Here is a 26,541-nt window from a genome sequence, read left to right as displayed (position 1 = left end):
TTGCGTGGTTTTGAACCGGTAATTCATTAGCTTTTTGATCAGGGGCAATGCAATGAGCGATAACAAAAACAAGATTACTCAAGCGAACCATGAATTCAGTTTTCCGCGTAGAGACTTCCTCAAGTACAGCGCTGCTGCCGCAGCGGTGGCCGGGGCGTTCTCCATGGGCCTGCCGTTTGGCGCCTTTGCCGGGGAGGCCACGCCAAAGCCCGGCGGTGTTCTGCGTCTGGGCCTGGCCGGTGGCAGCACCACCGACTCCAGGGACCCTGGCTCCTGGTCCGACACCTTCACCTTCGTCGGCTTCTCGGCGGTCTATAACACCCTGACCGAAATTGCCGTCGACGGCACGGCCATCCCCGAACTGGCGCAAAGCTGGACCTCGACCCCGGACGCGCGCATCTGGACCTTCAAAATCCGTCAGGGCGTGACCTTCCACAACGGCAAGACCCTGACCGCCGACGACGTGGTCGCTTCGATCCAGCACCACCTCGGCGAGAAATCCACCTCGGCGGCCAAGACCGTGCTGGGTGACGTGGCCAAGGTCAGCGCCAACGGCAGCGACAGCGTGGTGTTCGAACTGCACTCGGGCAACGCCGACTTCTCGTATGTGGTCGCCGATTACCACCTGGCGATCATGCCGAGCAAGGATGGCGCGGCGGACTGGCAGGCCGGCGCCGGCACCGGTGGCTATCGCCTCAAGGACTTCGAGCCGGGCGTGCGCATGACCCTGGAACGCAGCCCCGATTACTGGAAACCGGGCCGGGCACACTTCGCCAGTGCCGAATTGATCGCCATCGCCGACGGCGCGGCGCGGGTCAACGCGCTGGTCACCGGGCAAGTGGATGTGATCAACAAGGTCGACCTGAAAACCGTCGCGCTGCTCAAGCGCAACCCGAATCTGGTCATCGAAGAAACCAAGGGCGCCCAGCACTACACCTTCCCGATGCTCACCGACAGCCAGGTGTTCCAGAACAACGACGTGCGCCTGGCGATGAAGCACGCGATCAACCGCGAAACCCTGCTGGCTTCGGTGCTGCATGGCTATGGCCTGGTGGGCAACGACCATCCGATCCAGCCTGGCAGCCGCTTCATCAACACTGCGCTGGAGCAGCGCACCTACGACCCGGACAAGTCGCGCTTCTACCTGAAAAAGGCCGGTCTGGATTCGCTCAAGGTTCGCCTGCAAGCCTCCGACGCAGCCTATACCGGCGCCGTGGATGCTTCGGTGCTGTTCAAGGAACAGGCTCGCGCCGCCGGGATCGACATCGACGTGGTGCGCGAACCGGCGGACGGCTTCTTCTCCAACGTGTGGATGAAGCAACCGTTCACCACCTCGTTCTGGTACAGCAGCCTGACCGCCGACCGCATGTTCAGCATCGGTTACGCCAAGGGCGCGGCGTGGAACGAAACCCACTGGGACAACCCGCGCTTCAATCAACTGCTCAACGCCGCTCGCGGCGAAATGAACGACCCGCTGCGCCGCGAGATGTACAACGAAATGCAGGCGCTGTGCCGGGACGAGGGTGGGGCGATCGTGCCGTTGTTCGCCAGTTCCGTGGCGGCGCGCTCGAACAAGGTTGCTCACGGCGCACAGACCGCGCCCTATGGCGAGCTGGATGGCCTGCGGGTGATCGAGCGGTGGTGGCAGGCGTGATGCCGGGATCGATCAAACAATGACGATCAACTGTGGGAGCGGGCTTGCTCGCGAAAGCGGTGTGTCAGTCGCCACATATGTCAGCTGACAGAACCTCTTCGCGAGCAAGCCCGCTCCCACAGGGGAAATCGCAGTCTTCAAAGACGTGCCCAATTCAAGGAACTGCACGATGAGAAGTATTTTCAAGCTGTTGGGGCAGCGTCTGGCGCTAGGCCTGCTCTCGCTGTTCGCCGTCTCAGTGATCATTTTCCTGGCCGTCGGCATGCTCCCGGGCGATATCGCCCAGGCCATGCTGGGCCAGTCGGCCACCCCGGAAACCGTGGCCGCCTACCGCGCGCAACTGGGGTTGGACCTGCCGCCATTGTCCCGCTTTGGCCACTGGATCTGGCAGTTGCTGCACGGTGATCTCGGTGTGTCGCTGGCCAACCAGCGGCCGATCGCCGAACTGGTGGGTACGCGTTTGGGCAACACCTTCAGCCTCGCATTGCTGGCAGCGCTGGTGTCGGTGCCGCTGGCTTTGCTGCTGGGGATGCTCGCGGCGTTGTACCGCAACAGCTGGTTCGACCGTTTGCTCAACACCTCGGCGCTGAGCGCGGTGTCGTTCCCCGAGTTTTTCGTCGCCTACATCCTGATCCTGGTGTTCGCGGTGAAGCTCAACTGGTTCCCGAGCATTTCCAACCTCGCGCCGGACGCCTCATTGGGCACGGTACTGGAGCGTTCGGTGTTGCCGGTGGCGACCCTGAGCCTGGTGGTCATCGCGCAGATGATGCGCATGACCCGCGCATCCTTGATCAACCTGCTGGCCAGCCCCTACATCGAAATGGCCCGGCTCAAGGGCATCAGCCAGTCGCGGATCATCTTCCGTCACGCCTTGCCCAATGCCCTGGCCCCCATCGTCAACGTGGTGGCGCTGAACCTCGCGTACCTGGTGGTTGGCGTGGTGGTGGTCGAAGTGGTGTTTGTCTATCCGGGGCTCGGCCAGTTGCTGGTGGACTCGGTGGCCAAGCGTGACATCCCGGTGGTGCAGGCCTGCAGCCTGATCTTTGCCGCGACCTACATCCTGCTCAACACCAGTGCCGATGTGCTGTCGATTGCCAGCAACCCACGCCTGATGCATCCGAAGGGGTAGACCATGAGCCTGTTAAAACAAGTGTGGCAGGCGCCCCTGAGCGCCAAGTTCGGTTTGTTGATGATCCTGCTGTACGTGCTGGTGGCGGTGTTCGCGCCGGTATTGGCACCGTTCGGCGAAACCCAGGTGGTGGGCGAGGGCTTCGCCCCCTGGGGCGGGCAGTTCCTGTTGGGCACCGATAACCTGGGGCGCGACATGTTCAGTCGCCTGGTCTATGGCGCGCGCAACACCCTGGGCATAGCCTTCCTCACCACCGTCCTGGCGTTTCTGCTCGGCGGCTTGAGCGGCTTGATCGCGGCGATCAAGGGCGGTTGGGTCGATCAGGGATTGTCCCGGGTGGTGGACATCCTGATGGCCATTCCGCAACTGATCTTTGCCTTGCTGATCCTCAGCGTGGTCGGCACCACGGCGACGTCGCTGGTGCTGGTGATTGCGCTGCTGGATGCGACCCGGGTGTTTCGGCTGTCTCGTGCTGTGGCGATGAACGTGGTGGTGCAGGATTTCGTCGAAGCCGCACGCCTGCGCGGTGAAGGCCTGTGGTGGCTGGTGACCCGCGAGGTGTTGCCGAACGCGGCGGCACCGCTGATTGCCGAGTTCGGCCTGCGTTTCTGCTTCGTGTTCCTGTTCATCAGTGCGCTGTCGTTCCTCGGCCTGGGCATCCAGCCGCCCACCGCCGACTGGGGCAGCATGGTGCGCGACAACGCGGTGCTGATCACCTTTGGCGACATCAGCCCGTTGCTGCCCGCCCTGGCCGTGGCCTTGATCACAGTCAGCGTCAATTTCGTCGTCGACTGGATGCTGCACAAATCCAGCGGCCTCAAGGAATGCTGAACATGACGACCTCAAAACCTCTGCTGGAAATCCGCAACCTGCACATCGAAGGGCATTACGAAGATGCCTGGCATCCGCTGATCAAGGGCATCGACCTGACCCTGCAACGGGGCGAGGTGCTGGGGCTGATCGGCGAGTCCGGCGCGGGCAAGTCGACCCTCGGCCTGTCGGCCATGGGCTACACCCGCGACGGCTGCCGGATCACCGGTGGCTCGGTGCACTTCGACGGTATCGACTTGCTCAACGCCAAGCCTGAAGCCCTGCGTAAACTGCGGGGGCTGCGTATTGCCTATGTGGCACAGAGCGCGGCAGCCTCGTTCAACCCGGCCCATCGCCTGATTGACCAGCACGTCGAAACCGCTGTGAAAAACGGCGGCATGAGCCGCGAGCAGGCCATGCGCGAGGCGGTGGAGTTGTACCGGGTGCTGCGCTTGCCCAATCCCGAAACCATCGGCCAGCGCTATCCGCATCAGGTCTCCGGCGGCCAGTTGCAGCGGGTCATGACTGCCATGGCGATGGCCTGCCATCCGGACCTGATCATCTTCGACGAACCGACCACCGCGCTGGACGTCACCACCCAGATCGAGGTGCTGGCAGCCATTCGTGACGCGGTCGCGACCTATGGCAGCGCGGCGATCTACATCAGCCACGACCTGGCGGTGGTGGCGCAGATGGCCGACCGCATCATGGTGCTGCGTCACGGCAAGCTGGTGGAAGAAGCCGAAACCCGGCAGATGCTCGGTGACCCGCAGGAGGACTACACCAAGTCGTTGTGGGCGGTGCGCAGTTTCCGCACCGAACCCAAGGCCTGTCCGCAGCAGGAACAACCGCTGTTGGAACTGCGCAACAGTTGCGCCAGTTATGGCCAGCAACCGGTGCTGCACGACGTTTCCCTCAAGCTCTACCGTGGTCAGACCCTGGCGGTGATCGGCGAGTCAGGCAGCGGCAAAAGCTCCACCGCGCGGTTGATCACCGGTTTGCTGCCACCGACTTACGGCCAGGTGCTGTACGACGGCGAACTCTTGCCGGCAGACTTTCGCCAACGCAGCAAGGAGCAACTGCGGCGCATTCAGATGATCTACCAGATCCCCGACACCGCGCTGAATCCGCGCCAGCGCATCGTCGACATTATCGGCCGGCCGCTGACGTTTTATCTGGGCCTCAAGGGTAAAGCCATGCGCGCCCGGGTTGCCGAACTGCTGGAGATGATCGAACTCGACCCCGCGACCTTCATGGATCGTCAGCCCCGGGAGCTGTCCGGCGGGCAGAAGCAACGCATCTGCATCGCCAGGGCCCTGGCGGCCGAACCGCAACTGATCATCTGCGATGAAGTGACCTCGGCCCTCGACCAATTGGTGGCTGAAGGCGTACTGAAATTGCTCAACCGCATCCAGCAGCAACTGGGTGTCGGCTATCTGTTCATCACCCACGATGTTGCTACTGTGCGGGCGATCGCCGATGAGGTATTGGTGATGCAACGGGGCAGGGTGGTGGACCACGGCTCGCGCAGCCAGATCTTCACCCCACCGCACCAGGACTATACCGGGCTGCTGTTTTCTTCCGAACCGCAAATGGACCCCGACTGGCTCGACCGGTTGCTGGCCACGCGCGCTTCCACACCTTCAACCGATACGCTGGAACAAGTCTAAGGAACCACCATGAAAGTACTGATCGTCCACGCTCACCCGGAGCCGCAATCCTTCACCGCCGCCCTGCGGGACCAGGCTGTCGCCACGCTTGAAGCCCAGGGCCACGAAGTGCAGGTCAGTGACCTGTACAAAATGAACTGGAACCCGGTGGCCAGCGACGCGGACTTCTCGAATCGGGAAAACCCCGAATACCTGGTCTACGCCCTGGAGCAACGCCTGGGCGTGAAAAGCCAGTCGCTGGCGGCGGACATCCAGGCTGAGCTGGACAAACTGCTGTGGGCCGACCTGCTGATCCTCAACTTCCCGATCTTCTGGTTCTCCACCCCGGCCATGCTCAAGGGCTGGATCGACCGGGTGCTGGTGTCGGGCATCTGCTATGGCGGCAAGCGTTTCTACGATCAGGGCGGTCTGGCCGGCAAGAAAGCGCTGGTGACCGTGACCCTGGGCGGGCGTGAACACATGTTCGGCGAAGGTGCGATTCACGGTCCGCTGGAGGACATGCTGCGGCCGATCCTGCGTGGCACCCTGGCTTATGTTGGTTTTGATGTGCTGGAGCCGTTCGTGGCCTGGCATGTGCCGTACATCAGTGACGAGGCGCGCCAGCAGTTTCTGGTGGATTACGGGCAGCGACTGCAGCATCTGAGCGATGATCAGCCGCTGGTGTTTCCGAAGTTGGCGGAGTTTGATGACAAGCTCTATCCGCTGACAACCAATGCCTGACCAACACCACATACCCCCTGTGGGAGCGAGCTTGCTCGCGATGAGGACATCAGCTTCAACATCCATGTTGACTGAGCCACCGCCATCGCGAGCAAGCTCGCTCCCACAGGTTTTTGGTGTGTGCCAGGTATTCTGCAGCCTGCGTAGGGCGTCTTCGGATGCGCCGGGTTCCTGGGCCGGTCTACCAACCTGCGTATGGCCACCACCCCTCGTTTGGTATTGGCAGTGAATCGGGCGCTGGATCGGCTCGATCCGGCTGAGTAACCGCACATCCGCAGATCACCAATAGACCTGTAGGAGCGAGCCTGCTCGCGATATCGGCCGTACATTCGACATTTATGTGCCTGATACACCGCCATCGCGAGCAGGCTCGCTCCTACACAACGTCCACCGCTTGTACGGAAGTCCTTCTGTGCGGGGCCGTTGAACTACACTTTTCAGGTGCTCCACCCGATCGGCAGGCGACGCATGGCGCCGCTTGCCGCCCGCCAGTCGACCCAAAGGCTTGCCCGTTGTGGCAAGCCTGTCGGAGGTCATCATGAAACGATTTTCACCGGTCAGCCTATGTATCGCATTGTCGATTTTGAGTGCCCCGGGTTGGGCGCAATCGGTGGTGCCGATGAAAGGGCAAAGTTCGCAACAAACCCAGGCCGACATCAACGAATGCAACAGCATCGCCGCCAGCCAGAGTGCCTCGACGGCTTCCACGCCTTCCGGCGGGAGGATCAAGGGTGCTGCTGCCGGGGCCGCCGCCGGCGCGGTCGGGGCCCAGGTGCGCGGCAATCAGCATGACGAAGCTTATGATCGTGTCGACGATGACAGGAAACAGGACTATCGCCAGAACCGCGCCAAGGAGACGGCGGCGGCCGGCGCCGTGGTCGGTGCTTCACGTCAGCGCCAGGAACGCCGGGAGCAATCGAAAACCACGCAGGCGAACACCACGACGGCTTACACCAGCTGTTTGCAAGGCAAGGGTTATCAGGTCAATCCTTGAATCAGGTATGGAACACACTGTGGGAGCGAGCTTGCTCGCGATGGCGGCGGTACATTCAATATCCCGGTGTCTGACCCACCGCTATCGCGAGCAGGCTCACTCCCAGAGGGGTCTTCGGTGTTTCGAGAATTCGGTCAAGAGCGCAATTTCCGGGGCTTGAGCTCGCTGTTTCAAAAAAACAGACGGATAAGGAAACGGCCTGTAGCTCCAATCTGACAACCGTTCATCGGTGAACTACGCTGCGATACGTACTCTGGATTTGAATTTCGTGACGTAAGGATCTGACACATGCGGAGCAGGCTGCTCGCTGTAATGTTTACTGTTTTCGGGATGTTTTGGTCGGTGCAACTGTGGGCTGAAGACGCCCCGAAAGTGGTCGATGCTCCCGTTGAATTGAAAGTGGCCAACCGCAGCATCATGGTGTTTCGCGCGACCATCCTCGGTGAAGCCCCGGCCTCGCGGGTCAAACGCGCGAAAGCGGTGATCGGTGAGGCGCTGGATGACGCCGACGACCTCAATGTCACCCTCGACCCGATCATGAAAAGCTACATGGTGCTGCTGGGGTCTCGCCGTGCTTTTATCGTTTCGCCCAAGGATTTCGACGAGACCGAATTCGACTCGGTGCAACTGGCCGCTGAAGCCGCGGCCGACAGGCTGCGCCAGGTCGTGGCCGAAACCCGGGAAGCCCGTAGCCTGCAGTTGATCCTGCGTTCCGTCGTCGCCGCGTTGCTGGCCACCGGCATTTACATCGCGCTGCTGTTCGGCATGTCGTACCTGCGGCGCAGAGTGCTGCAGAAACTGCCTGAACTGATGCATCGGCACACCCAGGCGCTGAAAGTCGGAAAGGTTCCGCTGATCGACGCCAACTTCCTGTATCCATTGGTCAGCCGCGTGCTGGAGTTGCTGCGCTGGGTCATCGTGCTGCTGCTCTCTTACGAGTGGTTGGGGTTTGTCCTGTCGCGGTTTCCCTATACCCGGCCTTGGGGTGAAAGCCTTAACAACTATCTGCTGGAAGTCGCCGACTATTTGCTGCAAGGGATTCTAGGGGCCATCCCCGGGCTCGGCGTGGCGCTGGCGATCTTTTTCATTGCCCGTGGCGCGACAGCGTTCTCTCGCCGGATACTGCGGCGCATGGCCACGCCCGGCACCTTCAACTGGCTGAACCACGAAACCCTGAAACCGACTCAGCGCCTGACTTCGCTGGCGATCTGGTTGTTTGCCCTGGCCATGGCTTATCCCTACTTGCCGGGTGCCGGTACCGATGCGTTCAAAGGCTTGTCGGTGCTGGTCGGCCTGATGATCTCCCTGGGTGCTTCCAGCGTCGTCGGGCAGGCGGCGGCCGGATTGATCCTGACGTACACCCGAACCCTGCGTCCCGGTGAGTTCGTGCGCATTGGCGAGCACGAAGGGACGGTCACTGAACTGGGCATGTTCACCACGAGCATTCGTACCGGCCTGGGCGAAGTGCTGACCCTGCCCAACTCGATGATCACCGGTACGGTCACCAAGAACTACTCACGGGTCGTACAAGGCCCCGGTTATGTGGTCGACACCGTAGTCACCATTGGCTATGACACCCCCTGGCGGCAGGTCGAAGGGATGTTGCTGGAAGCCGCCAGACGCACGCCCGGCGTCCTCGAAACCCCACCGCCGCAAGTGTTCCAGACGGCATTGTCGGACTTCTACCCGGAATACCGGCTGGTGGCCCAGGCCATACCCAGCCAGCCTCGACCGCGCGCCGTGCTGCTGAGCATGCTGCACGCCAACATCCAGGACGTGTTCAACGAGTACGGTGTGCAGATCATGTCGCCGCACTATCTGGGCGATCCGCCACAGGAGAAATGGGTGCCCAGGGACAAGTGGTACATGGCACCTGCGCAGGAATCGCAGGAGACGTTGAAGTAATGGCAGGGTGGGGTAGGTAGGGCGAAGACGAACATTGTGCAGAGTGCGATGAGCGACCCGGGGGAGGCCGCTCAGTTGTAGCGGTGTCAGAAAAGCATATAGGCGGATGCAGTCGTCTGATTCAGGTCGATCTCTCCGACCTCCAGAACTTCGTATTCAGCGCGCAGGCCGATGTTGCGAAAGACATCGAACTCAACGCCGACACCGTAGGTCAGGTCAACCCCGGTATCGTCGTCGGTGGCATTGCCGTCGGCGTCCCAGGCGTGAGCACCGACACTGCCGAATACCCGCAACCGATCGCCCAGCGGAAAGCCGACATGGGCGGCAGCCTGAGCCGATTTACCATCGAAATCGACATTCTTGTCCTTGAATTGACCCAGGTCGACGTAGGCCCCCTCGAAGGCCAGGTAGCTATTGACGCGATACCCGGCATAAACCTTGTAGCTGGTGTCGTCGTCGTCCAATCTGGATTCGTCGGTCTGTATGCTGCTTACGCCAGCTCCAAGATATAAACCTTTGTCATCAGCGAGCGCTTGAAAAGACAGCAGCGATAGCAGTGAAGCGAAGCCAAGGTTTCGAAGTAGCATGGGTGGTGGAGTCCTTGTTCAGGTTTGTCTGGTGTTAGGGTTCGGCGAGCATTTGAGGGGCCATGAAGGGTTAATAAAAATCATTGATTGATATTTTTGAGTCGTAAGGCGGGATGTTTTCCGGACATTGAAAGTAGCGTCTTGCCAATGCTTGAATTGGCAGCGCTTTCGAGAACAACCAGCCTTGCGCCAATAGAACCCCCTCCGAGACCAGATGCGGCAGTTGCTCCTGAGTCTCGACACCTTCGGCCACGACCTTGAGTCTCAGCGACCTGGCCAACTGGGCAATGTGGCGCCACAAGGCATCCTTGGCCGCGATCTTGTCGTCGGCGATGAATGAGCGATCTAATTTCAGAATGTCGAAAGGCACTGAATCGAGGAGCGAAAGGTTGGAATAGCCGATACCGAAGTCGTCCACGGCAATACGATGTCCGCACGCACGAAGCCGTCGCAATTGCAGGGCGGCAGGCTTCTGATCGATCAGGGTCCTTTCGGTGATTTCAAAAGCCATGGCGGACACTGGCATGTTGTAGGTTGCCAGCACGCTGGCCACATAGTCTGGAAAACTTGGGTCCTGGATATCCTGGGCGCAAAGATTGACCGTAATGTAGAAGTCCTTGCACGCCCAAAGGTAGGTACTGTAATCCTCCGCCACCTGTCGAATTACCGAACGTGTAAGTACGCGGATCAAGTCGGATTTTTCCGCCACCGCAATGAAAACATCCGCAGGCACTTGGGTGCCGTTGTCGTTCCAGCGAGAAAGTGATTCAGCGCCCACCAGATAGCCCGTCGTCAGGTTGACGATAGGCTGGTAGTGAACATCCAGCCTGTTGGCTTTCAGGGCATTGCGAAGCCGTACGGCGGTAGAGGTGTAATGCCGTTTGACACACCATGCGAGCAAAAACAGCGCTGCGAACACGCAGACAAGGCCAATGAATAATTTGAATTTGAGACTCGTCAGGTAGCTCAACGGAAGAGAAATGACCGAGATCAGTTCATTTCGGTTGCCCGCAAAGGCGATGAGGACCTTGTCTGCCGAGGTAACCAGTTCTTCCAGGTGGAACGGTTTCTGCACCGTCAGCGGTTTGTGGCCCGTAGAGGCAATGGGCACTGCGCCGCCGGGGCCGATGAGGTCCAGTTGCAGGTCCTTGGGAAACTTCAAGTTGTCTAGCAGGAGCTTCTTGTTTGCCCAGACGTAGGTTGACTGTTCCGACACAATGATAAAATCGGTGTCCGCGGAAACCGTGTGGCCAGCATCCACCCAGTAGGTTCGCTTTCCAACGGAAAACTTGCGCTTGTCGCTATCGGCCAGTATCGAGGGAGGTGCTTGTCCGTTGGAGGAACAGATCTTGCCATTGGGCAACTGGATTGCCGCTTGATCAACAAATCGCAGGTTCTTGACCAGGTCAGCCAGTTGTGAGTATTGCTCTACGGAGCATTCCTGACCCGAGCGATCGAGATCGCCGAGGGTTTCCAGTACTTTGTCGATCTGCGCATTGGGCTCCACTTGAGCAGCACGCAGATCGGCATAAACATTATTCAACTTCCGTGCAACGAATTGATCCGCCAACCCTCCAGCACAGAACCATGCGGCCCAACCTGTTGCAGCAATCAGACATACAGTGACTGCGTGCCTTCCAAGTAACGCTTTATATGCGGCAACCATCGAAAAACTCCGAGGTATCATTATTTCACTGTGTTTTCTGTAGTCGCGGATTAAGCGACTTCAGTACCAGTCAATTACCCAAGCCAACAAGATGCCGCTGGCATAGACGGTAAGACACAGTGCGATTTTCTGCTTGAGTGGCAGTGTGTTTATTCGATGTTGCATGCTTATCTCCTTGAGTAGGCAAATAAGCAATTGTGGAAACTTGTGGTTAATCAAGGGAAATCATTAATCATCATTTTCGGGGCTTTGATAAACGCCTGTTAACGATAATTTCTATCCCCGACGACCTGGTTGTAAACAGATGAGGTCGTGTTCCTTGGCCTGGCCGAGTTGCGCTTGGCCGTTTCCGACGGCGTCTCTCCGTAAGCCAGTTGATAGGCCTTGGAAAACCGGCCCAGATGGTGAAAATTCCAAAACATCGCGGTTTCTGTGACGGTAGGCCACGTTTTATTGATCAGGTCGCGACGGGCGCTTGCGAGCCTCAAGTTTCTGATATAAGCGATTGGCGATATCCCGAACGTTTCAATAAAGCCAAAATGCAAAGTGCGAGTGGTGGTTTCCAGTTGCCTTACCAGCGATTTTATAGTGAGCGTTTTTTTTGTGTTTTCATGGATGTACTGTATGGCTTGTATCGCCACCTTTCTTCTTGTCGGGACTTTGCGGATGAAGCGGCCAGCGGGCGTCAACGATTGCAACAGAGAAGCGAGTACCGCACTTTCAATCGTCGAACCCTCTGTTTCGCTGCGCTGTGCTGAAGCAGCGTCGTTGATGTCGACACAGCACGCGCTGATGGCTTGAATGGCCGATTGTATGAATTGAAAGTTTTCAGCCTGGAAGCGGTGTTGTGTTCTGTTTGCAAGGATATCTATGACAGAGTGATGTTGGCGGCACCGCTCATAGTTTTCCAGTGTCGTGGTGATGGTGAAAAGTGTTTCATTCGGTTCGCAGGTGTAATGCACCGATTCGTCACTGTGCAGTACGATGACTTCGTCAGGTCGTAGTTTTTGATTGTTTACGACGGGGCGGCCAATCGGTGCCTGGGAGATGGCGAATGTCACGAATCCGGCAGGGACAGAACTGACCAGCGTCACGGATGAGTCGAACTCAAGGCGACTGCACTGCAGTTGCGGACTGTGAAAGAGTTTGTGTTGCCGAATGCGCGCTTCATGCTCGGTCGGAATAAGGCTCATTTCCCATTTGCCTATTGTTCTGTTCAGTTGGCTCGGCAAGGCAGAGGACAAATGAAAGATCTCGTCGGGCGGTGCGATACTCATGAAATTGAAGGCTCATCTGTTAAATGATAAGGGTCAAGCCTGACGGGCAGTCATGGAGAAGATGCGCGATTGGGCGTTCTCGCTGTCGGTGAAATCGACCCCATTGTCATTGGCTTTGAACGGGTTTTCAGAGTCCCCGGATCAGTTCCAGTTCCGCCGAAAATGCGTACTTGCTGTCCAACGGTGAGTCGTCCATGTGTTGAACGTTGCGCGGATCGATTTTCGAACTGAAGATCTGCGATTGGGGTTTCATTGGGTCAATGGCTGCTGCTGTAAAGGCGTAAAAGTCGTCAATACGATAACCGTTTTTTACCTGATAGCCAGTTTTCACAGTAGTTGGGGCCTTTTTGTTGGTTTCGACACTCGTCAATTTGGCACTGTAGACACCCTTGTCGTCGGCCATGGCCTTGAGAGAAAGCAATAAACCAAACGACACGGTGACGAAGTTTTTCAGTAGCATCGAGGCGATTCCTTATTAACAGTTTATTCAGGCAGCGCAGAATGTCAGCTGCATCTCTGCCACGACTTGGGCTGCAAATAATCTCACTTCGATGGTGCCTGCCAAAGTCAATAACTCATATTTGTCAGGTCGTCAGAAGAGGCCAGTCAGCGTTTGCCCGCCCCTCATAGAAGTATGAGCGAACTGGCGTAGCTCATGCCTGTGTCACTTTGTGGTGGGGCGGGGAGAGTAGAATCACTGCTCTGCTCGTCTGTATGATACTCATTCTCACTGTGAATCTTCAGATGCGATAGTTTCTGGCTGTCATCCGGGCTTGTTTCAACTTCATAATATTCAATGGTCGTGCTTTCGACGGAGTGCTCGTCGTGCGCCAACGAATAAAGTGGAAAGGCAGACAGAAACAAGACCCCCAGGAATCTGAAAGTCGTAGATTTATGGGCTCGCAGGAAATGCATGGCGTTCACTTGATTCCCCCTGTAGGGCATTGTCCCGGACGAGAATCAAGCGGGCTCGATTCCAAGGATTATCGAGGAGGGATTTTTGGCGGGGGAGACGTTTGATTCAAATCAATAAGCATTATTTTTGTTTGAAAACTCTTTGATGTGAACCTTTGCCAGGCGGGTGTCGAGCCCGTTCGGGAGGCCGATTAATGGTTCATGCAGCGCAAACGGCCAAGTTCATGGATGTAAAAACACACCGCGTTTTTATCCTGGGTCGGGATCAACTCGTAGTTCAGAATGGCGCCTTCTTGCAAGACGTATTGACGTCTAAAGAACAAGTCAGGGGTCTTTTCAATGGCAAAAAGTTCATTGTCCTGGCTGAGCTTGATGTTGCTGACTTTGATCTCGACGTGTTTATTGGTTTCTCCGATTATGTTCGCTGAGATGGTCGCGTTGCGGATTTTCCCATTCAGGCTTTCCAGCGTGGTCCCCGTGAGCCTGCCATGCCCGATAGTGAGGTACTCTTCGGTGTTGAGTTGGTTGAGATCTTCCAGCCATTGTCGGGATTTTGTCTGGTAACTGATGTTTTCCATGTAGTGCGAAGGTGAGTAAACGAAAGAGAAAATGCACAGTGCATTGATCAAGCCTATAAGAGGCCAGTGAACCGCTTGCGAAATTTCAAATTTCATAAAGTGACTTCCAGACATTGACGAATCATCAAGGCGAGGTCCCTTTCGCTGCTGTTCAATTGTAGATTTGCAGTGCTTAGATCCTGGCGGATGCACGAAACGGAATAATTGGCTTTATACAGGTTGATCCAGACCTGGCCCTTCAGGTTTGGTGGCAGCTGTTCGGTTTGTTTGGCCGACAACTCCATCAGCGCTTGCGCCTCGGCAAGATCGCTGCCCACGGCGTGTATGACTAGCCCATTCTTGTCGGTACTGGAAATTTCAATTTTTGGCGCGTCGAAGTCGAATTGAAAAACAGTAAAGGCAACGACTGCCAGCGTAACGATATAAGCGATCAGCTGGGCTTTTGTAATGCGCGCGGATTCATTGGTTTTACCTGAGGGTGCAAGCAGTCCATCACTACCAGCTGGCGGTAGTTGTCCAGGGATGGGGGCGGGGGGCTGAGTTGTTTCCTCCAGGGGTGCCGGTACATGTGCTTCTGCATCGACGACACATTGCCGGTTGAAGCAATATCCTCGTCGAGGAACAGTCATCAAGATCTCGTGATCCCGGCTGTCATTGAGAATATTGCGTAGTGAGAAAACCGTTTGATTCAAACTGCCGGAGGCAACCACGCGGTCATTCCAGGTGTAGTCGATGATTTCATCGCGGCTTTTAGTGACACCTGGCTCCATGAGCAGCAGGTCCAACAGGCGCGACTCAGCTCTACCTAACGTGGAATTCTGTACATCTCCATGGGGTGTTGTAATGGAAAGCATGGCGCTGTCCGGGTCGAACACCGCGACGGCGCCATTTTTCAACTTGAAGGTGTAACTCATAGAAATCTTCCGTTCAGGCGGTGCTGGCCTGAGTATAGGGGCCGGATTTGGCTCGGTACATTCTGGTCTGGGAAGTGAACGAAGATGAGGGCCCAGCGGAAGGTGCACTGTGTGTTGCATTTACGATGCTGGATTGGCTCGTTTCAGAGGCGTGCAGTTCGGCAAACAGCCCTGTCTGTCAGAGGTATCCGTTCAATCATACAAAGGAAAAGCATTGCTGGATGACCCATGGTTTTCGATTTGGACACCATGAATAATGCTTGGAATGGATTAACTGCGCTATCCGAAAACTGCAAGCTCGGGCAGGAGGGGGGACGCGCGGCTACACCTCAATGAACTAACCTCGCTGTTGCGCCAGGTTTCTGTATCAGCCTGAACTATCAGGATACAAATCAATGATGGTGTTCTTGTGCACTTGGCTTGTGAAAGATTATTTTTGATTCTTATTAGCTTTTAACCAGGGACGTTACCGATTTAAATGGATCTCGAGGAACGTTGCGTGTCCACGGTTTGTTTCTCGCGGCGTCAACGATCCTCACCTCTCGTTCTACGACTTTGCCCCGAGTCCTTTCATGAAGGGCCCGGGGCTTTTTTTTGGTTCTTCACGCCGTTGTCGTCATCGATCAAGGCAAAACATCGTAGCCACGTTGTTGCAGGCAGCTGCTGTAGACGGAGTTGTTGGCGGTGATGCTTTGTTCGCTCTCACTCAGATTCTCCCGGCGCGCCTGGCGTTGCCTGGCGCCCCCCACGACGACGCCGGCAGCCGCGGCACTGCGTGCGTGGTTCTGGCGATAGTCTTGGCGGGTATCGTCGTCGATCTGGTCATAGACGTTTTCATGTTGGCGGCCCCGAACTTCCGCCGCCGTCGCACCGGCTACCGCAGCGGTTGCGGCGCCCTTGGCCCGACCACCGGAGGGCACGGTGCTTTGTACCGGATGCTGCGCGTTGGCTTGGGATTGGCAGGCACTGGTGTCCTGCTGGATGGTCTGGGAGGTCTGACCTTTGAGGGGAATCACGGTCGCCGCCAGGGCGCTGGTGCTCGGCAACAGCATCAGGATCGCCAGGGTATGGGCCAGAATTTTCATCATAGAGTCTCGCGTCAGGCGTCGGCACGGCTAACGGTTTGTCAGAGGGAAAACGCGGCGTGGCGCCACGTCGAAACCCCATGCCGGTTTGCTTGCAATGCCATCCAATGCCGGTGGACGGCAGGCACTTTCACGCTTGCGATGGGGTTTGCTTGAACGTCAGTGCTTGAGGAGCAGGGCCTGCATATCGTCTGACATGCCTTTGAGTGCAACCTTGAAGTCATTGGCAACAATCGGCTGCTTGGCATTCTTGATGGTCTCGCCGAACACCTTGCGCACGATCTTCGCTACCGGCAAACCGGTTTTGGCGTCGATCAGGTTGGCTTCGATGTACATCTCGGCGGTCTGGTCCCGGTGCCCGGTGGCTGCTTGTGTCGCCCCGACAATGGCCCCGATTGGTACGACTTCATACCAGTGCATGCCTTCGTTGTTGGCGCTGACGTGAGTGATCGCCGCCTGCAGGATCAGCGACCGTGAATTGGTCGGCGCCAACTGTGGATAAGGGACGATCGCATAGCGGCGGGCAAAGGCGGTCTTGACGCTGTTGCTGGCCATCAATTGCAGGTCTTGCAGGGTTTTCAGGCTGACGCGCGCGGTCGGCTGCGGCGATGGATACAGTTCCATCTGCCTGAACACCACTGTGGAATACGCGCGTGGATCGAACCCTGGCGATACCCAGCGCAATACTTTCTGCTCACTTGGCGTAGTTTGCTCCTCCAGGCCCTGGTAATTGCCCAGGAAGCCCGAGTATTGCTCTTGCTGCGCGACTTGCGAGACACAGCCGACCTGAAATACACAGCTCAAAGCAATACCCGCAATCCATTTATTCGACATGCCCATATGTTTGGTTCTCAAGTGATGAAAGTTGTCATTCGGGTTCCGACCTGGCCCCGGGCATTAGTCCGGGCGCCTTGTTTTCAGGCACTGGTATTTGCCAGTCGGTTACGCAAAGCAGGTGCTTGCACGCCGGTCAATGCGGGCCGAATGCTGCCCGTAGCGGCGGGATAATCCGAATCAATAACTCTCAAAAACTGTTAAACACGCGGTCGGGACAAATTGCACATCGATCACAGTTGCCTACGCTAACCCTTTGCAACGCCGGTTTTGGCATCGCCGTGATGTTCCTGTTTCCACGCTGATACGCCGTTTCGGACGGCCTGAAGGAGGCACCGCATGGACCGATTCACCGGCGGTTGTTTGTGCGGCAAAGTGCGTCTTGTCGCGTCGGGGCGCCCGTTCCGGGTTGGCGTTTGTCACTGTCTCGACTGCCGCAAGCACCATGGGGCGCTGTTCCACGCGTCCGCGATATTTCATCAGGATGCTGTGACAATCGAGGGCGAAACGCGTGACTACGCCGGGCGGCACTTCTGTCCGCAGTGCGGTTCGTCGGTGTTCTCACGCAGCGCAGACGAAGTCGAGGTGAACCTTGGATCTCTGGATGCCCCCGACCAGTTGACGCCAACCTACGAGAGCTGGACTGTGCGGCGCGAGGCCTGGTTGCCGGCGTTTGCACTCACCCGACACTACGAGCGCGATCGAGACGGCACGGGGCGATTTGAGGATTAGCGGGCGCCTATTCATATGCCATAACAAGCGGCTATGACAATGAGCGCGAGAAAACACACCAACTGAACACTAAAGAAGGCAAACCGAACTGCCACGAACGCATTGGTTTGCTCATGGGAGACGTGAACCAATGACTGGCACACGCGAGCGATCAGGACGAGTGTGGACAAGTAGTTCACTGCGGCGCCGTTGACATCAAGGGCTGTAATCACAAACACGATGACGCCAAACACAGGCAGGTTTTCCACACAGTTGGCATGGGCCCTTGTCCCGCGGCGATACCAATCTTCGCCTTCGAGCCGATCGCTTCGGAAAGAGGCAATCGGAACACTCGAGAACAGGATTGCGACCCAGCGATAAACCCCGACGGTTGCCATCAATAGCAGCAAGGTCCAGGTCGCAAACCCAAGCAGCATCCACATCGGTATCGTCATGGCCGCCATCCTCGATGGTTCATTGTCAGCACGTCGTCCCGCAGCGCGACCGACGAGCAGTCAGTCGCGCGCTGTCGGTCAATTGCTCATGATGGGGGCCAGAGCGGTCTGAATCCTGGACATCTGTGCTGGCGTTGTCATCTGCGTCAGCAGTCGACCGAAGTGTGGATGCCGTACACCCGAGATAATGTATTGCCAGCGGTAGGCGCTCAGTACGCAGGCCTTGATTTGCGCGGTCTCATCGACACTGAACGATCGTGAAGCATGACTGATGAAGTAGTCGGCATCGGCTGCCGATTGTGCCTGCAGGATCGCGTCGACGGCCGCTACCAGCGCAATCAGGTCATTCACTGCCTGGTCGTGCTCGGCCGACGAGAGTTTCGCGTGCTCGTCCTGCCATTCCAGCTCATCGAGTACGACGTGCCGGCTTTCATCCTTCCAGTGGAATTTGAAGACATCCTTGAACAACGGGCACAGTTCCTCGCGCGGGGCGATGCTTTGCACGTAGTGCGCCTGAACAAACAGCTCGATGTGACAGGTCAGCGCCAGCACCGACCAGGTACTGGCCGCCAGTACCGAGCGCGCCACCTCGTTTGGATCGGCAACCTGACGATATCCCGCAGGCAACTTCGAACTCATCATCGTCTCCATGCGCCGAAACAACTCCTGGTGCTTGATCTCGTCGTTGGAAAAACGCACCAGCGCTTCAAGGGCCAGTTGATTGTCAAATACATGGGCCCGACCCTGATCGAGCATCTTGGCACTGATAAAACGCTCGACCAGGCCAAAGATGTACGCATAGGTCCGGCCCTGTATCTGACTGAGCAGGCGCGCCTGGTCCGCATCGAGAAAGGTCAGGCGGTCGACCTGCGACAGTCCGTCGGGGAGGAATTTGCGCGAGAAGTCGAAACTGCGGTCCTGGAACAAATCGCGATCGATCTGCCATTCGGACTTTTTCGATGACCTGACCATTTTCGCATAACGGGCGGTGTTGCCTGACGCTGAGCCGGATAGGGTAACGACGCTGTTCATATGGATCTCCTGCTGCCCTGGTGGCGTTGGAATGGGGCAATTTCGGTTGACGTCGGAGCCAATGACCCTGGGTGAAGCCTCTGGGGACAGTTTCGATCGCTGATTCCGCGTTGGTGCTAATCTAGGCGTCGCAGTTCAGGCGGTGAATGACCGGTGCGCCTGAAAACCTGCTCCGGACTCCGGAAAGGAGGGCGGTCAAGTGTTGGATGCGCTTTCTGATGTGTTGCGTGTGATTCGGCTGTCTGGAGGGGTCTTCCTCGAGGCGGAGCTCACTGCGCCCTGGTGCATCAACGGCAGAATCTCGGCGGATGATTGCAAGCCGTTCCTGGTGGCACCTCGACACATCATTGCGTCGCACTTTGTCGCCGCTGGGCGCATGCAAATTCAAATCGACGGTGGTGCCGCCATCGAGGTAGGGGCAGGCGAGCTCGTTTTGCTTCCTCGCAACGACGCACATTCTTTTGGCAGCGACCTGAGCATTGCGCCCATGCCAGCCAGAGAAGTCATCCAGCCGCCAGAAGTCGGCGGCATATCACGGATCAAGTACGGCGGGGGCGGTGAGGCCACGCAGTTGCTGTGCGGGTTCCTCGGTTCAGAAACACCCTTCAGTCCGTTGCTTTCGTCGTTGCCTTCCTTATTGAAGCTGGATTTGCGCGCGACGGCTTCGGGCACCTGGATCGAAAGCTCCTTTCGTTTTGCTGTCAGTGAAATCGCGGCGGGCCGCGTCGGTTCGACAACGGTCATCGCCAAGCTATCGGAGCTGCTATTCGTCGAAGCCGTCGGCCAGTATGTCGCCAGCCTTCCCGCTGAGCGGCGTGGGTGGCTGGCGGGGTTGCGGGATCCGCATATCGGCCGCGCACTGGCGCTATTGCATGCCCGTCCAACCGAAGGCTGGACGGCAGAAGCCCTGGCGCTTGAGGTGGGCATGTCGCGCTCGGTGTTCGCCGAGCGCTTCACGGCATTGGTCGGACAGCCACCGATGCAATACCTGACGCTGTGGCGCATGCACGTGGCGGCTCAACAGTTGCGCGAAGGTCGCGGCAATGTGGCGCAAATCGGCTTTGCCGTTGGCTACGACTCCGAAGCGGCGTTCAGTCGCGCATTCAAACGCCAATTCGGCACATCCCCCGGCACCTGGCGCAGACAATCCGCATGAGAAGGGGCGGTGCCACCTTTCCATGTTGACCTGACCAGGCTTGACCTTTTGAACTCAAGGAAGCCGAGGCGATTCTGCCCGAGCCTGGCTGGCTCGTAGCGTTCTGGCTACCTGGGCTTGAATCTCGTAGGCAGGCGCCTCGACGGCTTCGTAATCACGGGTATAACGAGTGGCGAACTCGCGATCGCCCCATTGCTGGTACTGCTGCACGTGCTTCAACTCATGCGCCCACAGCGCGACATCGTTAAGTGCATCTTCGGGATTTCGAAAGACGATGATGTCGATAAGGGTGACCGCACGTACATCAGGATTCTGCAGCATGGTGTGTGCGGCGTTCAGCTCCACATCATCGCCTACCTTGTAGCGAACCGAATCGAGCACTTGAATGTCATAGTAGGGTTCGAGCTGGGCCCGGACATTCAGCGGGATTGGCTGGATATCGCCGGTTGCCGCGGTGTTGCGCGATTGCACAATCCAGTTCTGCAATCCAGAGGCCGCCATCTGGTTCATGTCGTCGAAGATCGTTCCAGCTTCCTCTTCGGAACCTGGAGCACAAAAACAAGCGACCATGCAGACCTGATACTGCCCGGCCGGGCAGGCGAAAACCGAGGACGAGGTGCCAGCGCAAAAGAGCACGATCGCTAACCGGAAAACTTGACGCAAAAAAATAGCTGGCAATGGGTTCTCCCATGGGCAATGGCGGTCGGCAGGCAATACGTTGGGCGTCTCGCGCCCATTGTGCTGCCGCGTGTTGGACCGCTGCGACACCGTTCGATTCCCTGGGTTCCTCAGTTTCTTTTGGCCACGCCGAGCAGGTCAGCTTTGGCGTGGGATTCGCTGTCAATCTGCTCTAGCCCCAAAGACTGACGCAACTGCGCCGGACTCACTCCAAGACGTTGCTTGAAGGTGGTCGCCATGTGCGCCTGGGAGTTGAAACCGCAGGCGTAGGCGATTTCCGTCAGGGTGGCGGTCGAATCGCGCATCAGGGCACGGGCCTTGGCGAGGCGTCGGTCGATCAGGTAGCTGTGCGGGCTTTTGCCGGTGGCGTTTTTGAAGGCCCGCATGAAATACCCTTCGGACAATCCAAGCAGGCCCGCCATCGCCGGTACGCTCAACGGGTCTTCGAGGCCTGCATCAATGAACTCATCGAGCAAGCGCATCCGGCTGCCGGTTATCGAGCCATGGGGTGTTGTCGACACCGCTTCGCTACCGGTCGCCCGTTCGGACAATGCCAGCGCCCAGGCCTCCCAATCGTCCTCCACAGAGGACAGCAACAGCGCCGCACGCATACGCCACGCGAGAGCGGTGGCCTGCCGGTCGATGCGATTGTTGAAGGCACGATCCCCCATCAACGCCATGCCATCGGTGCGAATCACCCGCAAGTATTCGCCGCCCTGGGGGGATTCGGACAACACGTCACACCCGGCGGGGACGAACGCCAGGCCGTTGGGCACGGCATCGAAGGGGCGTATTCGGTCGCTGCCGATGGCGTGCAGGCCTCGCTGGCTGTCGAAGGCGAAGCCGATTCCCGCCTGGGTCGCGACATAGCGGGTCGCGTAGGCGCAGCCGGGGAGCAATTCGATTGCCCAAGGGCCGGCCTCGATACGACGGACCGGTTCGGACAAGCGTGGTGGCGGCGGGCGATTCCGATGACTCATGGACACCATAGTAGTGAAGAGGGGGGATAAAAGTCAGGTCGGTTTTTTGAAAGCCGCAATACGGCACCCGTGTTCAGACTGGGCAAAATCCCCGGGAGATAACCGATGTACACACTGACTCGCGACGATATCGAACAGGCCGCTCGCCACGTTTACCAGGTCATGCCCGCCACAGCCCAGTACCCTTGGCCCTTGCTGGCTCAGCGGTTGGGTTGCACGGTGTGGGTCAAGCACGAAAATCACACGCCTACCGGTGCCTTCAAAGTGCGCGGCGGTATCACGTTCATGCACTGGCTCAAGCGCGAGCACCCGGGCGCGAAGGGCATTGTCAGCGCGACCCGCGGCAACCATGGCCAGAGCCTGGCACTGGCGGCTCGCACACTGGGTTTGCAGGCGTTGATCGTCGTGCCGGAAGGTAACTCGGTAGAAAAGAACAACGCCATGCGCGGCTTTGGCGCTGAAGTGGTCGAGTATGGCCGCGACTTCGATGATGCCCGTGAAGAGGCTGCCCGTCTGGCGCACGCGCAGGACCTGTTCCTGGTTCCGCCGTTTCACACCGAGCTGGTCAAAGGCGTCGCCACTTATGCGCTGGAGCTGTTCAACGCAGCACCGGACCTGGATACCGTTTATGTACCGATTGGCTGTGGATCGGGGATTTGCGGGGTGATCGCCGCCCGCGATGCGCTGGATCTGGAAACCGAAGTGGTTGGCGTGGTTTCCACGCAGGCGGCGGCTGCACAGTTATCGTTTGACGCTGGCGCAATCTGCGAAACCGCATCGGCCAACACCTTTGCCGACGGCCTTGCCGTACGCAAGCCGATTCCTGAAGCCTTTGCCGTCTACGCGGCAGGTGCTGCCCGGATCGTATCGGTCAGCGATGACCAGATCGCCGAAGCCATGCGCGTGTATTACACCGATACCCATAACCTTGCCGAAGGGGCCGGTGCGTCGGCGTTGGCAGCGCTCATCTCGGAGCGTGAAGCCATGTCGGGAAGAAGGGTGGGGGTGATTCTCTCCGGTGGCAACGTCGACAGATCGGTGTATGCGCAAGTTATTGCGTGAAAAGGGCCATGACCCTGGTCACATAAATTTGAAATGCACGGCATTGCTCGACAGAATCACGCCCCGATCCGGCCCAAGTCGCCGGACGTTAGTGGTGAAAAGGGGCCGCAGTTGAACGAACAGACATTGTCCATGCGCCTGGAGCGCGTTGCCGCCTATGTGCCAGCCGGTGCGCGCCTGGCCGATATCGGCTCGGATCACGGCTACCTGCCGGTGGCCTTGATGCGCCGTGGCGCCATTGCGGCGGCGGTGGCCGGCGAGGTGGCGTTGACGCCGTTCCACGCGGCCAACCGCACCGTGCGCGAGAACGGCCTGGACTCGCAAGTCACCGTGCGCCTGGCCAACGGCCTGGCGGCGATCGAGCCGGGAGACGGGATTACAGCGGTCAGCATCTGCGGCATGGGCGGCGAAACCATCCGTGACATCCTCGACAGTGGCAAGGCGTACCTGAGCGGTCAGGAGCGCCTGATCCTGCAGCCCAACGGCGGCGAGCAGCCACTGCGCCAATGGCTGATGGACAATGGCTATCGCATCCTCTGCGAGGAAGTGCTGCGGGAAAATCGTTTCGACTACGAAATCATCGTCGCCGAACGCGCAGGGCCGGTGATCTACACCGCCCAGGAGCTGTACTTCGGCCCGTTGCAGATGCAGACCCGCAGCCCGGCGTTCCTGGTCAAGTGGCAGCGCAAGTTGCGCCAGAAACAGAAGACCCTGAGCCACTTTGCCCTGGCGCAGCAGGCCGTGCCCGAGGAGACGGTGCAGGACATCGCTCGGCAGGCCCGGTGGATCACCCAATTGTTGGCTTGAGCAAGCCTGGGGCACCGCTCAAAAAGAACCTCGATTCAGCGTGGGTGTGGCTGAGTCGAGCGAGACGCGTCGACGGCCCCTTCAGGCGACTCGAATTTGCCGGTGACCAGTAGGCAATTTTCGCCATTGGTCGGGGCTGGCGACGAAAGTTCAGCGCAATAGCGGGTTTTTTTTCGGTATGCTAAGAGAATCGATTCAGCACCGTAGCTATGCAGGTTTCAGCCAGGAAAACAGGTACCTCCAGGTGTTGAATTTAGTACCGTTTGTCGAGCGTACTGCTCAAAAAGTGAACGATTTTGATATGCTTCGCTCTGATTTACCGGCAGGCGGATCCTTTGATAGTTCGCGCTGCACTCACTAATAAAATGGACGTATACCTCATCTGCATTGAATGGAATGCGCATGGGGATTTTTTTTACCTGAGACCTGGAGTGATAGTATGTCGTCATCACTGACTTGCTGGGCGAGTCGCTCTCTCTTGTAATACCAAATTATTTAGTTGATTCAATCAATGCGAACTTGATCGTGCAGGCGCAATTAATTAATTAATTAATTCGCATGCCTGGGGCATGGTCAATTTGCACTGCCGCAATAAGTGGAGATGTAATCTTGGATATTAGTACAATGATCGGCCTGATCGGCCAGAAAGAATCCATGGAGTTTTTGCGTTTAGGCGTTGTGTACGTTCACCTGTTGGCTTGCTGCGTAGCTATTGGCCTGGTGTTTGCCAGCGACGCGGCAATGGTAAAGGACTTATTGAAAGGTCGCGTGTCGTCGGGGCACGATAATGAACATATGGCCAGTCTCCAGAAGTCTGTTTCCAATGCGTTGATATTCTTGTGGGTCACCGGAGCTGCGATTATAGGTATTGATTACCTTGAAAAAGGCATGACCTATTTTGCCAATCCGAAACTTCAAGCAAAAGTTATTATTGTATTGTTGCTGACGTTCAACGGCATGCTGTTGCACCGCTATGTATTGCCGGCAATGCTGAAGGCCGGTTCGCTGCTTGATCTACAGATCAATGTGCGAATGTTTGCCCTGTTCTCTGGCGCACTGTCGGGCGTGTCCTGGTTGTATGCCGCCATGCTCGGTGTCGGTCGACCGCTGGCCTGGAAGTATTCGCTCACCGAGTTGCTGATGGCCTATCCGGTGTTGATCGTGCTCGGCTTTGCGATGATGGTGGCGCTGACCCAGTGGGCGCGTAAGCGCAACGAAGCAACTCCGGTTCAAGAAACTTCGTGGTTGTTTGCGGGTATTCCTGCGCTGCGCTGAACTGACGAGACTCCAGGAAAAGACGGGGGAACCTGTCTGAACCTTTCAAACATCAGACCCCCTCCTTGTGAGGGGGTTTTTTGTGTGTGGGGCTCAGGAAATCAAAGAACCGGCTCGAATGGCCGGTTTTTTTTCGAGTGAAAAACGTCCATTTCACTTCAGCGCCAAAGCGTTGATCGTCATGGGTGAAAGCGATCCGATGCGCGTAACCGGGGGCTCCGGAGGGCCGGACGGTGAGAAGCCCATCATCCTTTCCGCAAGGGAGAGGGTAGCGAGGTTGATCTCGCGTCTACCGCTCATCGGCAAGGCACAAAATAAACTTTGACATCATTGGGGCTTTGGTTGAATATTCATCCATCGCATACGATCTAATCGGTAGCGATTAAAAGTAATGACAACCCCTGCCGTTTGGAGACTCAGCCATGAACACCGGAAGCCGCCGCACAATGTTTATCTCAACCGCTCACGCTTCCCATGGCCAAAACGGCAACAACTGGATCATTGCACACGCCAATTGATGAACGTTGTCTTTTTAAATATCACTAATATCGCATGCGATATAATCGCACAAAATATCAAGTCCTGAGGAAGTCCCCATGAGCAAGATCGAAAAAGTACTGGCAACCGGCAAAACCCACACCACCCACAGCGGTGTCGGCGGTCACAACGGCAACCTCGATATCGAACTGTCGTCACCGGGTTCCGCCCAGCCGGCCCACGTCTTTACCGCTACACAGCCGCACCCGAAAGCCGAGCAACTGTTTGCCGGTGCCTGGTCTGCCTGCTACACCGCGGCAGTGGGGCTGGTGGCCCAGGAGCGCAATATCGTGTTGCCGACGGATATGGCCGTCGACATCGAAGTGGACCTGGGCCAGACTGGTCTGGCCTATTTCCTTCAGGCCAGACTGGTCTGGCCTATTTCCTTCAGGCCCGACTGACCCTGCGAGTGCCAGGGCTGGCACACGATGTCGCGACCGAACTGGCGCACATTGCCGACTCCATCTGCCCTTACTCCAAAGCCACACGCGGCAATATCGACGTTGCCCTGAACGTTATTACGGCGTGATGCCTGGATGCGTCACTAACATCGCATGCGATAAAAGCGTGCACGAACATAACTCACTGTAATCCTGAGGGAATCATCATGAGCAAGATCGAAAAAGTACTGGCCAGCGGCAAAACCCACACCACTCATAACAGCGCGGGCAACACCTCGCGCGGTCATAACGGCAACCTCGATATCGTGCTGTCGTCCCCCGGCAGCGATACACCGGCACACGTGCTCACCGCCGTCCAGCCGCACCCGAAAGCCGAGCAACTGTTCGCCGGAGCCTGGTCGGCCTGTTACATCGCAGCGGTGGGGCTGGCCGCTCAACAGATGAAGGTGACACTGCCGACCGACACCGCCGTCGACATTGAAGTGGACCTGGGCCAGACCGGCGCAGCTTACTTCCTCCAGGCCCGACTGACCTTGCGGGTGCCGGGGCTGGATCAGGGGGTGGCGACCGAGTTGGCCCACAACGCCGATGCAATCTGCCCTTACTCCAAGGCCACACGCGGCAACATTGATGTCGACATCAACGTCCTGACGGCTTAACCCACTGCACGGCCAGCTCACTGGGGATTTCCCCGGTGAGCTGGCCGTCG

The 26,541-nt window shown here is 57.8% G+C and carries 26 protein-coding genes and 1 pseudogene; 15 read left to right on the top strand and 12 right to left on the bottom strand.

Going from position 1 to position 26,541, the window contains the following annotated elements:
• The first annotated feature begins 52 nt into the window (after positions 1-52).
• The 7 genes from J4D25_RS01605 to J4D25_RS01575 all read left to right on the top strand — a co-directional run bounded on the left by J4D25_RS01605 (position 53) and on the right by J4D25_RS01575 (position 8,882).
• Positions 53-1,654: an ABC transporter substrate-binding protein gene (locus J4D25_RS01605; protein WP_057714916.1), complete on the top strand. Its 1,602-nt coding sequence runs from the start codon at positions 53-55 to the stop codon at positions 1,652-1,654.
• Positions 1,655-1,823: 169 nt separating this feature from the next.
• A complete protein-coding gene (locus J4D25_RS01600; protein WP_057714915.1) occupies positions 1,824-2,783 on the top strand; it encodes an ABC transporter permease in 960 nt (319 codons plus the stop codon).
• Positions 2,784-2,786: 3 nt separating this feature from the next.
• Entirely contained in the window at positions 2,787-3,614 is an 828-nt protein-coding gene (locus J4D25_RS01595; protein WP_057714914.1) for an ABC transporter permease, read from the top strand.
• A gap of 2 nt (positions 3,615-3,616) precedes the next feature.
• Complete coding sequence (locus J4D25_RS01590) at positions 3,617-5,263, top strand: ABC transporter ATP-binding protein (RefSeq protein ID WP_109790575.1); 1,647 nt, start codon at positions 3,617-3,619, stop codon at positions 5,261-5,263.
• 9 nt (positions 5,264-5,272) lie between these two features.
• The gene (locus J4D25_RS01585; RefSeq protein WP_057714912.1) at positions 5,273-5,983 is read left to right on the top strand and encodes an NAD(P)H-dependent oxidoreductase; all 711 of its coding nucleotides are present in this window, start codon (positions 5,273-5,275) and stop codon (positions 5,981-5,983) included.
• Positions 5,984-6,521: 538 nt separating this feature from the next.
• Positions 6,522-6,977: a YMGG-like glycine zipper-containing protein gene (locus tag J4D25_RS01580; RefSeq protein WP_057714911.1), complete on the top strand. Its 456-nt coding sequence runs from the start codon at positions 6,522-6,524 to the stop codon at positions 6,975-6,977.
• Positions 6,978-7,265: 288 nt separating this feature from the next.
• Entirely contained in the window at positions 7,266-8,882 is a 1,617-nt protein-coding gene (locus J4D25_RS01575; RefSeq protein WP_057714910.1) for a mechanosensitive ion channel family protein, read from the top strand.
• An 86-nt stretch (positions 8,883-8,968) separates the two neighbouring features.
• Here J4D25_RS01575 and J4D25_RS01570 read toward each other — a convergent pair whose 3' ends face one another.
• The 8 genes from J4D25_RS01570 to J4D25_RS01535 all read right to left on the bottom strand — a co-directional run bounded on the left by J4D25_RS01570 (position 8,969) and on the right by J4D25_RS01535 (position 16,744).
• Positions 8,969-9,469, bottom strand: a complete 501-nt coding sequence (locus tag J4D25_RS01570) for an outer membrane beta-barrel protein (protein ID WP_057714909.1) — start codon at positions 9,467-9,469, stop codon at positions 8,969-8,971.
• Between the two features lie 70 nt (positions 9,470-9,539).
• Positions 9,540-11,135, bottom strand: a complete 1,596-nt coding sequence (locus J4D25_RS01565; protein ID WP_057714908.1) for an EAL domain-containing protein — start codon at positions 11,133-11,135, stop codon at positions 9,540-9,542.
• A gap of 263 nt (positions 11,136-11,398) precedes the next feature.
• Entirely contained in the window at positions 11,399-12,412 is a 1,014-nt protein-coding gene (locus tag J4D25_RS01560; protein WP_057714907.1) for a helix-turn-helix domain-containing protein, read from the bottom strand.
• 127 nt (positions 12,413-12,539) lie between these two features.
• Entirely contained in the window at positions 12,540-12,872 is a 333-nt protein-coding gene (locus J4D25_RS01555; RefSeq protein ID WP_057714906.1) for a hypothetical protein, read from the bottom strand.
• A gap of 646 nt (positions 12,873-13,518) precedes the next feature.
• The gene (locus tag J4D25_RS01550) at positions 13,519-14,001 is read right to left on the bottom strand and encodes a hypothetical protein (protein ID WP_057714905.1); all 483 of its coding nucleotides are present in this window, start codon (positions 13,999-14,001) and stop codon (positions 13,519-13,521) included.
• On the bottom strand, positions 13,998-14,819 hold the full coding sequence (locus J4D25_RS01545) for a transcriptional regulator (protein ID WP_057714904.1): 822 nt from the start codon (positions 14,817-14,819) through the stop codon (positions 13,998-14,000). The genes J4D25_RS01550 and J4D25_RS01545 overlap by 4 nt, the downstream gene beginning before the upstream one ends.
• A 623-nt stretch (positions 14,820-15,442) precedes the next feature.
• Positions 15,443-15,904: a hypothetical protein gene (locus J4D25_RS01540; protein WP_079246826.1), complete on the bottom strand. Its 462-nt coding sequence runs from the start codon at positions 15,902-15,904 to the stop codon at positions 15,443-15,445.
• A gap of 159 nt (positions 15,905-16,063) precedes the next feature.
• Positions 16,064-16,744, bottom strand: coding sequence for a DUF3313 domain-containing protein (locus J4D25_RS01535; RefSeq protein WP_057714902.1), 681 nt, complete (start codon positions 16,742-16,744; stop codon positions 16,064-16,066).
• Positions 16,745-17,077: 333 nt separating this feature from the next.
• Here J4D25_RS01535 and J4D25_RS01530 point away from each other — a divergent pair, with 333 nt between their 5' ends.
• The gene (locus tag J4D25_RS01530; protein ID WP_057714901.1) at positions 17,078-17,470 is read left to right on the top strand and encodes a GFA family protein; all 393 of its coding nucleotides are present in this window, start codon (positions 17,078-17,080) and stop codon (positions 17,468-17,470) included.
• 11 nt (positions 17,471-17,481) lie between these two features.
• On the opposite strand, the gene J4D25_RS01525 is transcribed toward J4D25_RS01530, so the two are convergent.
• On the bottom strand, positions 17,482-17,904 hold the full coding sequence (locus J4D25_RS01525; RefSeq protein WP_057716609.1) for an MAPEG family protein: 423 nt from the start codon (positions 17,902-17,904) through the stop codon (positions 17,482-17,484).
• A gap of 78 nt (positions 17,905-17,982) precedes the next feature.
• The gene (locus J4D25_RS01520) at positions 17,983-18,936 is read right to left on the bottom strand and encodes a diiron oxygenase (RefSeq protein WP_057714900.1); all 954 of its coding nucleotides are present in this window, start codon (positions 18,934-18,936) and stop codon (positions 17,983-17,985) included.
• Between the two features lie 199 nt (positions 18,937-19,135).
• On the opposite strand from J4D25_RS01520, the gene J4D25_RS01515 reads away from it, so the two are divergent.
• Entirely contained in the window at positions 19,136-20,092 is a 957-nt protein-coding gene (locus J4D25_RS01515) for an AraC family transcriptional regulator (protein WP_057714899.1), read from the top strand.
• 54 nt (positions 20,093-20,146) lie between these two features.
• Here J4D25_RS01515 and J4D25_RS01510 read toward each other — a convergent pair whose 3' ends face one another.
• Positions 20,147-20,770: a DUF4157 domain-containing protein gene (locus J4D25_RS01510; RefSeq protein ID WP_258536524.1), complete on the bottom strand. Its 624-nt coding sequence runs from the start codon at positions 20,768-20,770 to the stop codon at positions 20,147-20,149.
• Positions 20,771-20,880: 110 nt separating this feature from the next.
• A complete protein-coding gene (locus J4D25_RS01505; RefSeq protein WP_241781139.1) occupies positions 20,881-21,759 on the bottom strand; it encodes an AraC family transcriptional regulator in 879 nt (292 codons plus the stop codon).
• A gap of 96 nt (positions 21,760-21,855) precedes the next feature.
• Here J4D25_RS01505 and J4D25_RS01500 point away from each other — a divergent pair, with 96 nt between their 5' ends.
• The 6 genes and pseudogenes from J4D25_RS01500 (at position 21,856) to J4D25_RS01475 (ending at position 26,491) form a co-directional block, all read left to right on the top strand.
• Complete coding sequence (locus J4D25_RS01500; RefSeq protein ID WP_057714897.1) at positions 21,856-22,812, top strand: threonine dehydratase; 957 nt, start codon at positions 21,856-21,858, stop codon at positions 22,810-22,812.
• Between the two features lie 111 nt (positions 22,813-22,923).
• A complete protein-coding gene (locus tag J4D25_RS01495) occupies positions 22,924-23,619 on the top strand; it encodes a tRNA (adenine(22)-N(1))-methyltransferase TrmK (protein ID WP_305734407.1) in 696 nt (231 codons plus the stop codon).
• 624 nt (positions 23,620-24,243) lie between these two features.
• Positions 24,244-24,894 (top strand): hypothetical protein, encoded by a 651-nt coding sequence (locus tag J4D25_RS01490; RefSeq protein ID WP_079246755.1) that lies wholly within the window; start codon positions 24,244-24,246, stop codon positions 24,892-24,894.
• A gap of 118 nt (positions 24,895-25,012) precedes the next feature.
• Entirely contained in the window at positions 25,013-25,219 is a 207-nt protein-coding gene (locus J4D25_RS01485) for a hypothetical protein (protein WP_057714895.1), read from the top strand.
• 271 nt (positions 25,220-25,490) lie between these two features.
• Positions 25,491-25,960 (top strand): annotated as a pseudogene (locus J4D25_RS01480) (Ohr family peroxiredoxin).
• 78 nt (positions 25,961-26,038) lie between these two features.
• Positions 26,039-26,491: an Ohr family peroxiredoxin gene (locus J4D25_RS01475; RefSeq protein ID WP_057714894.1), complete on the top strand. Its 453-nt coding sequence runs from the start codon at positions 26,039-26,041 to the stop codon at positions 26,489-26,491.
• Positions 26,492-26,541 lie beyond the last annotated feature (50 nt).

Source organism: Pseudomonas sp. GW456-L13 (genome assembly GCF_017350115.1).
Classification (GTDB): domain Bacteria; phylum Pseudomonadota; class Gammaproteobacteria; order Pseudomonadales; family Pseudomonadaceae; genus Aquipseudomonas; species Aquipseudomonas jessenii.
The sequence above is the reverse complement of the archived record's forward strand: the minus strand, read 5'-3'. Positions and strand labels throughout refer to the sequence as shown.

Coding starts and splice junctions, on each gene's coding strand:
- J4D25_RS01585 (WP_057714912.1), top strand. CDS start 5,273: ATGAAAGTACTGATCGTCCACGCTCACCCGGAGCCGCAATCCTTCACC.
- J4D25_RS01605 (WP_057714916.1), top strand. CDS start 53: ATGAGCGATAACAAAAACAAGATTACTCAAGCGAACCATGAATTCAGT.
- J4D25_RS01535 (WP_057714902.1), bottom strand. CDS start 16,744: ATGGGCATGTCGAATAAATGGATTGCGGGTATTGCTTTGAGCTGTGTA.
- J4D25_RS01565 (WP_057714908.1), bottom strand. CDS start 11,135: ATGGTTGCCGCATATAAAGCGTTACTTGGAAGGCACGCAGTCACTGTA.
- J4D25_RS01550 (WP_057714905.1), bottom strand. CDS start 14,001: ATGAAATTTGAAATTTCGCAAGCGGTTCACTGGCCTCTTATAGGCTTG.
- J4D25_RS01525 (WP_057716609.1), bottom strand. CDS start 17,904: ATGACGATACCGATGTGGATGCTGCTTGGGTTTGCGACCTGGACCTTG.
- J4D25_RS01520 (WP_057714900.1), bottom strand. CDS start 18,936: ATGAACAGCGTCGTTACCCTATCCGGCTCAGCGTCAGGCAACACCGCC.
- J4D25_RS01505 (WP_241781139.1), bottom strand. CDS start 21,759: ATGGTGTCCATGAGTCATCGGAATCGCCCGCCGCCACCACGCTTGTCC.
- J4D25_RS01485 (WP_057714895.1), top strand. CDS start 25,013: ATGGCCGGTTTTTTTTCGAGTGAAAAACGTCCATTTCACTTCAGCGCC.
- J4D25_RS01545 (WP_057714904.1), bottom strand. CDS start 14,819: ATGAGTTACACCTTCAAGTTGAAAAATGGCGCCGTCGCGGTGTTCGAC.
- J4D25_RS01530 (WP_057714901.1), top strand. CDS start 17,078: ATGGACCGATTCACCGGCGGTTGTTTGTGCGGCAAAGTGCGTCTTGTC.
- J4D25_RS01575 (WP_057714910.1), top strand. CDS start 7,266: ATGCGGAGCAGGCTGCTCGCTGTAATGTTTACTGTTTTCGGGATGTTT.
- J4D25_RS01595 (WP_057714914.1), top strand. CDS start 2,787: ATGAGCCTGTTAAAACAAGTGTGGCAGGCGCCCCTGAGCGCCAAGTTC.
- J4D25_RS01590 (WP_109790575.1), top strand. CDS start 3,617: ATGACGACCTCAAAACCTCTGCTGGAAATCCGCAACCTGCACATCGAA.
- J4D25_RS01540 (WP_079246826.1), bottom strand. CDS start 15,904: ATGAAAATTCTGGCCCATACCCTGGCGATCCTGATGCTGTTGCCGAGC.
- J4D25_RS01475 (WP_057714894.1), top strand. CDS start 26,039: ATGAGCAAGATCGAAAAAGTACTGGCCAGCGGCAAAACCCACACCACT.
- J4D25_RS01555 (WP_057714906.1), bottom strand. CDS start 12,872: ATGCTACTGAAAAACTTCGTCACCGTGTCGTTTGGTTTATTGCTTTCT.
- J4D25_RS01600 (WP_057714915.1), top strand. CDS start 1,824: ATGAGAAGTATTTTCAAGCTGTTGGGGCAGCGTCTGGCGCTAGGCCTG.
- J4D25_RS01570 (WP_057714909.1), bottom strand. CDS start 9,469: ATGCTACTTCGAAACCTTGGCTTCGCTTCACTGCTATCGCTGCTGTCT.
- J4D25_RS01490 (WP_079246755.1), top strand. CDS start 24,244: ATGATCGGCCTGATCGGCCAGAAAGAATCCATGGAGTTTTTGCGTTTA.
- J4D25_RS01500 (WP_057714897.1), top strand. CDS start 21,856: ATGTACACACTGACTCGCGACGATATCGAACAGGCCGCTCGCCACGTT.
- J4D25_RS01560 (WP_057714907.1), bottom strand. CDS start 12,412: ATGAGTATCGCACCGCCCGACGAGATCTTTCATTTGTCCTCTGCCTTG.
- J4D25_RS01580 (WP_057714911.1), top strand. CDS start 6,522: ATGAAACGATTTTCACCGGTCAGCCTATGTATCGCATTGTCGATTTTG.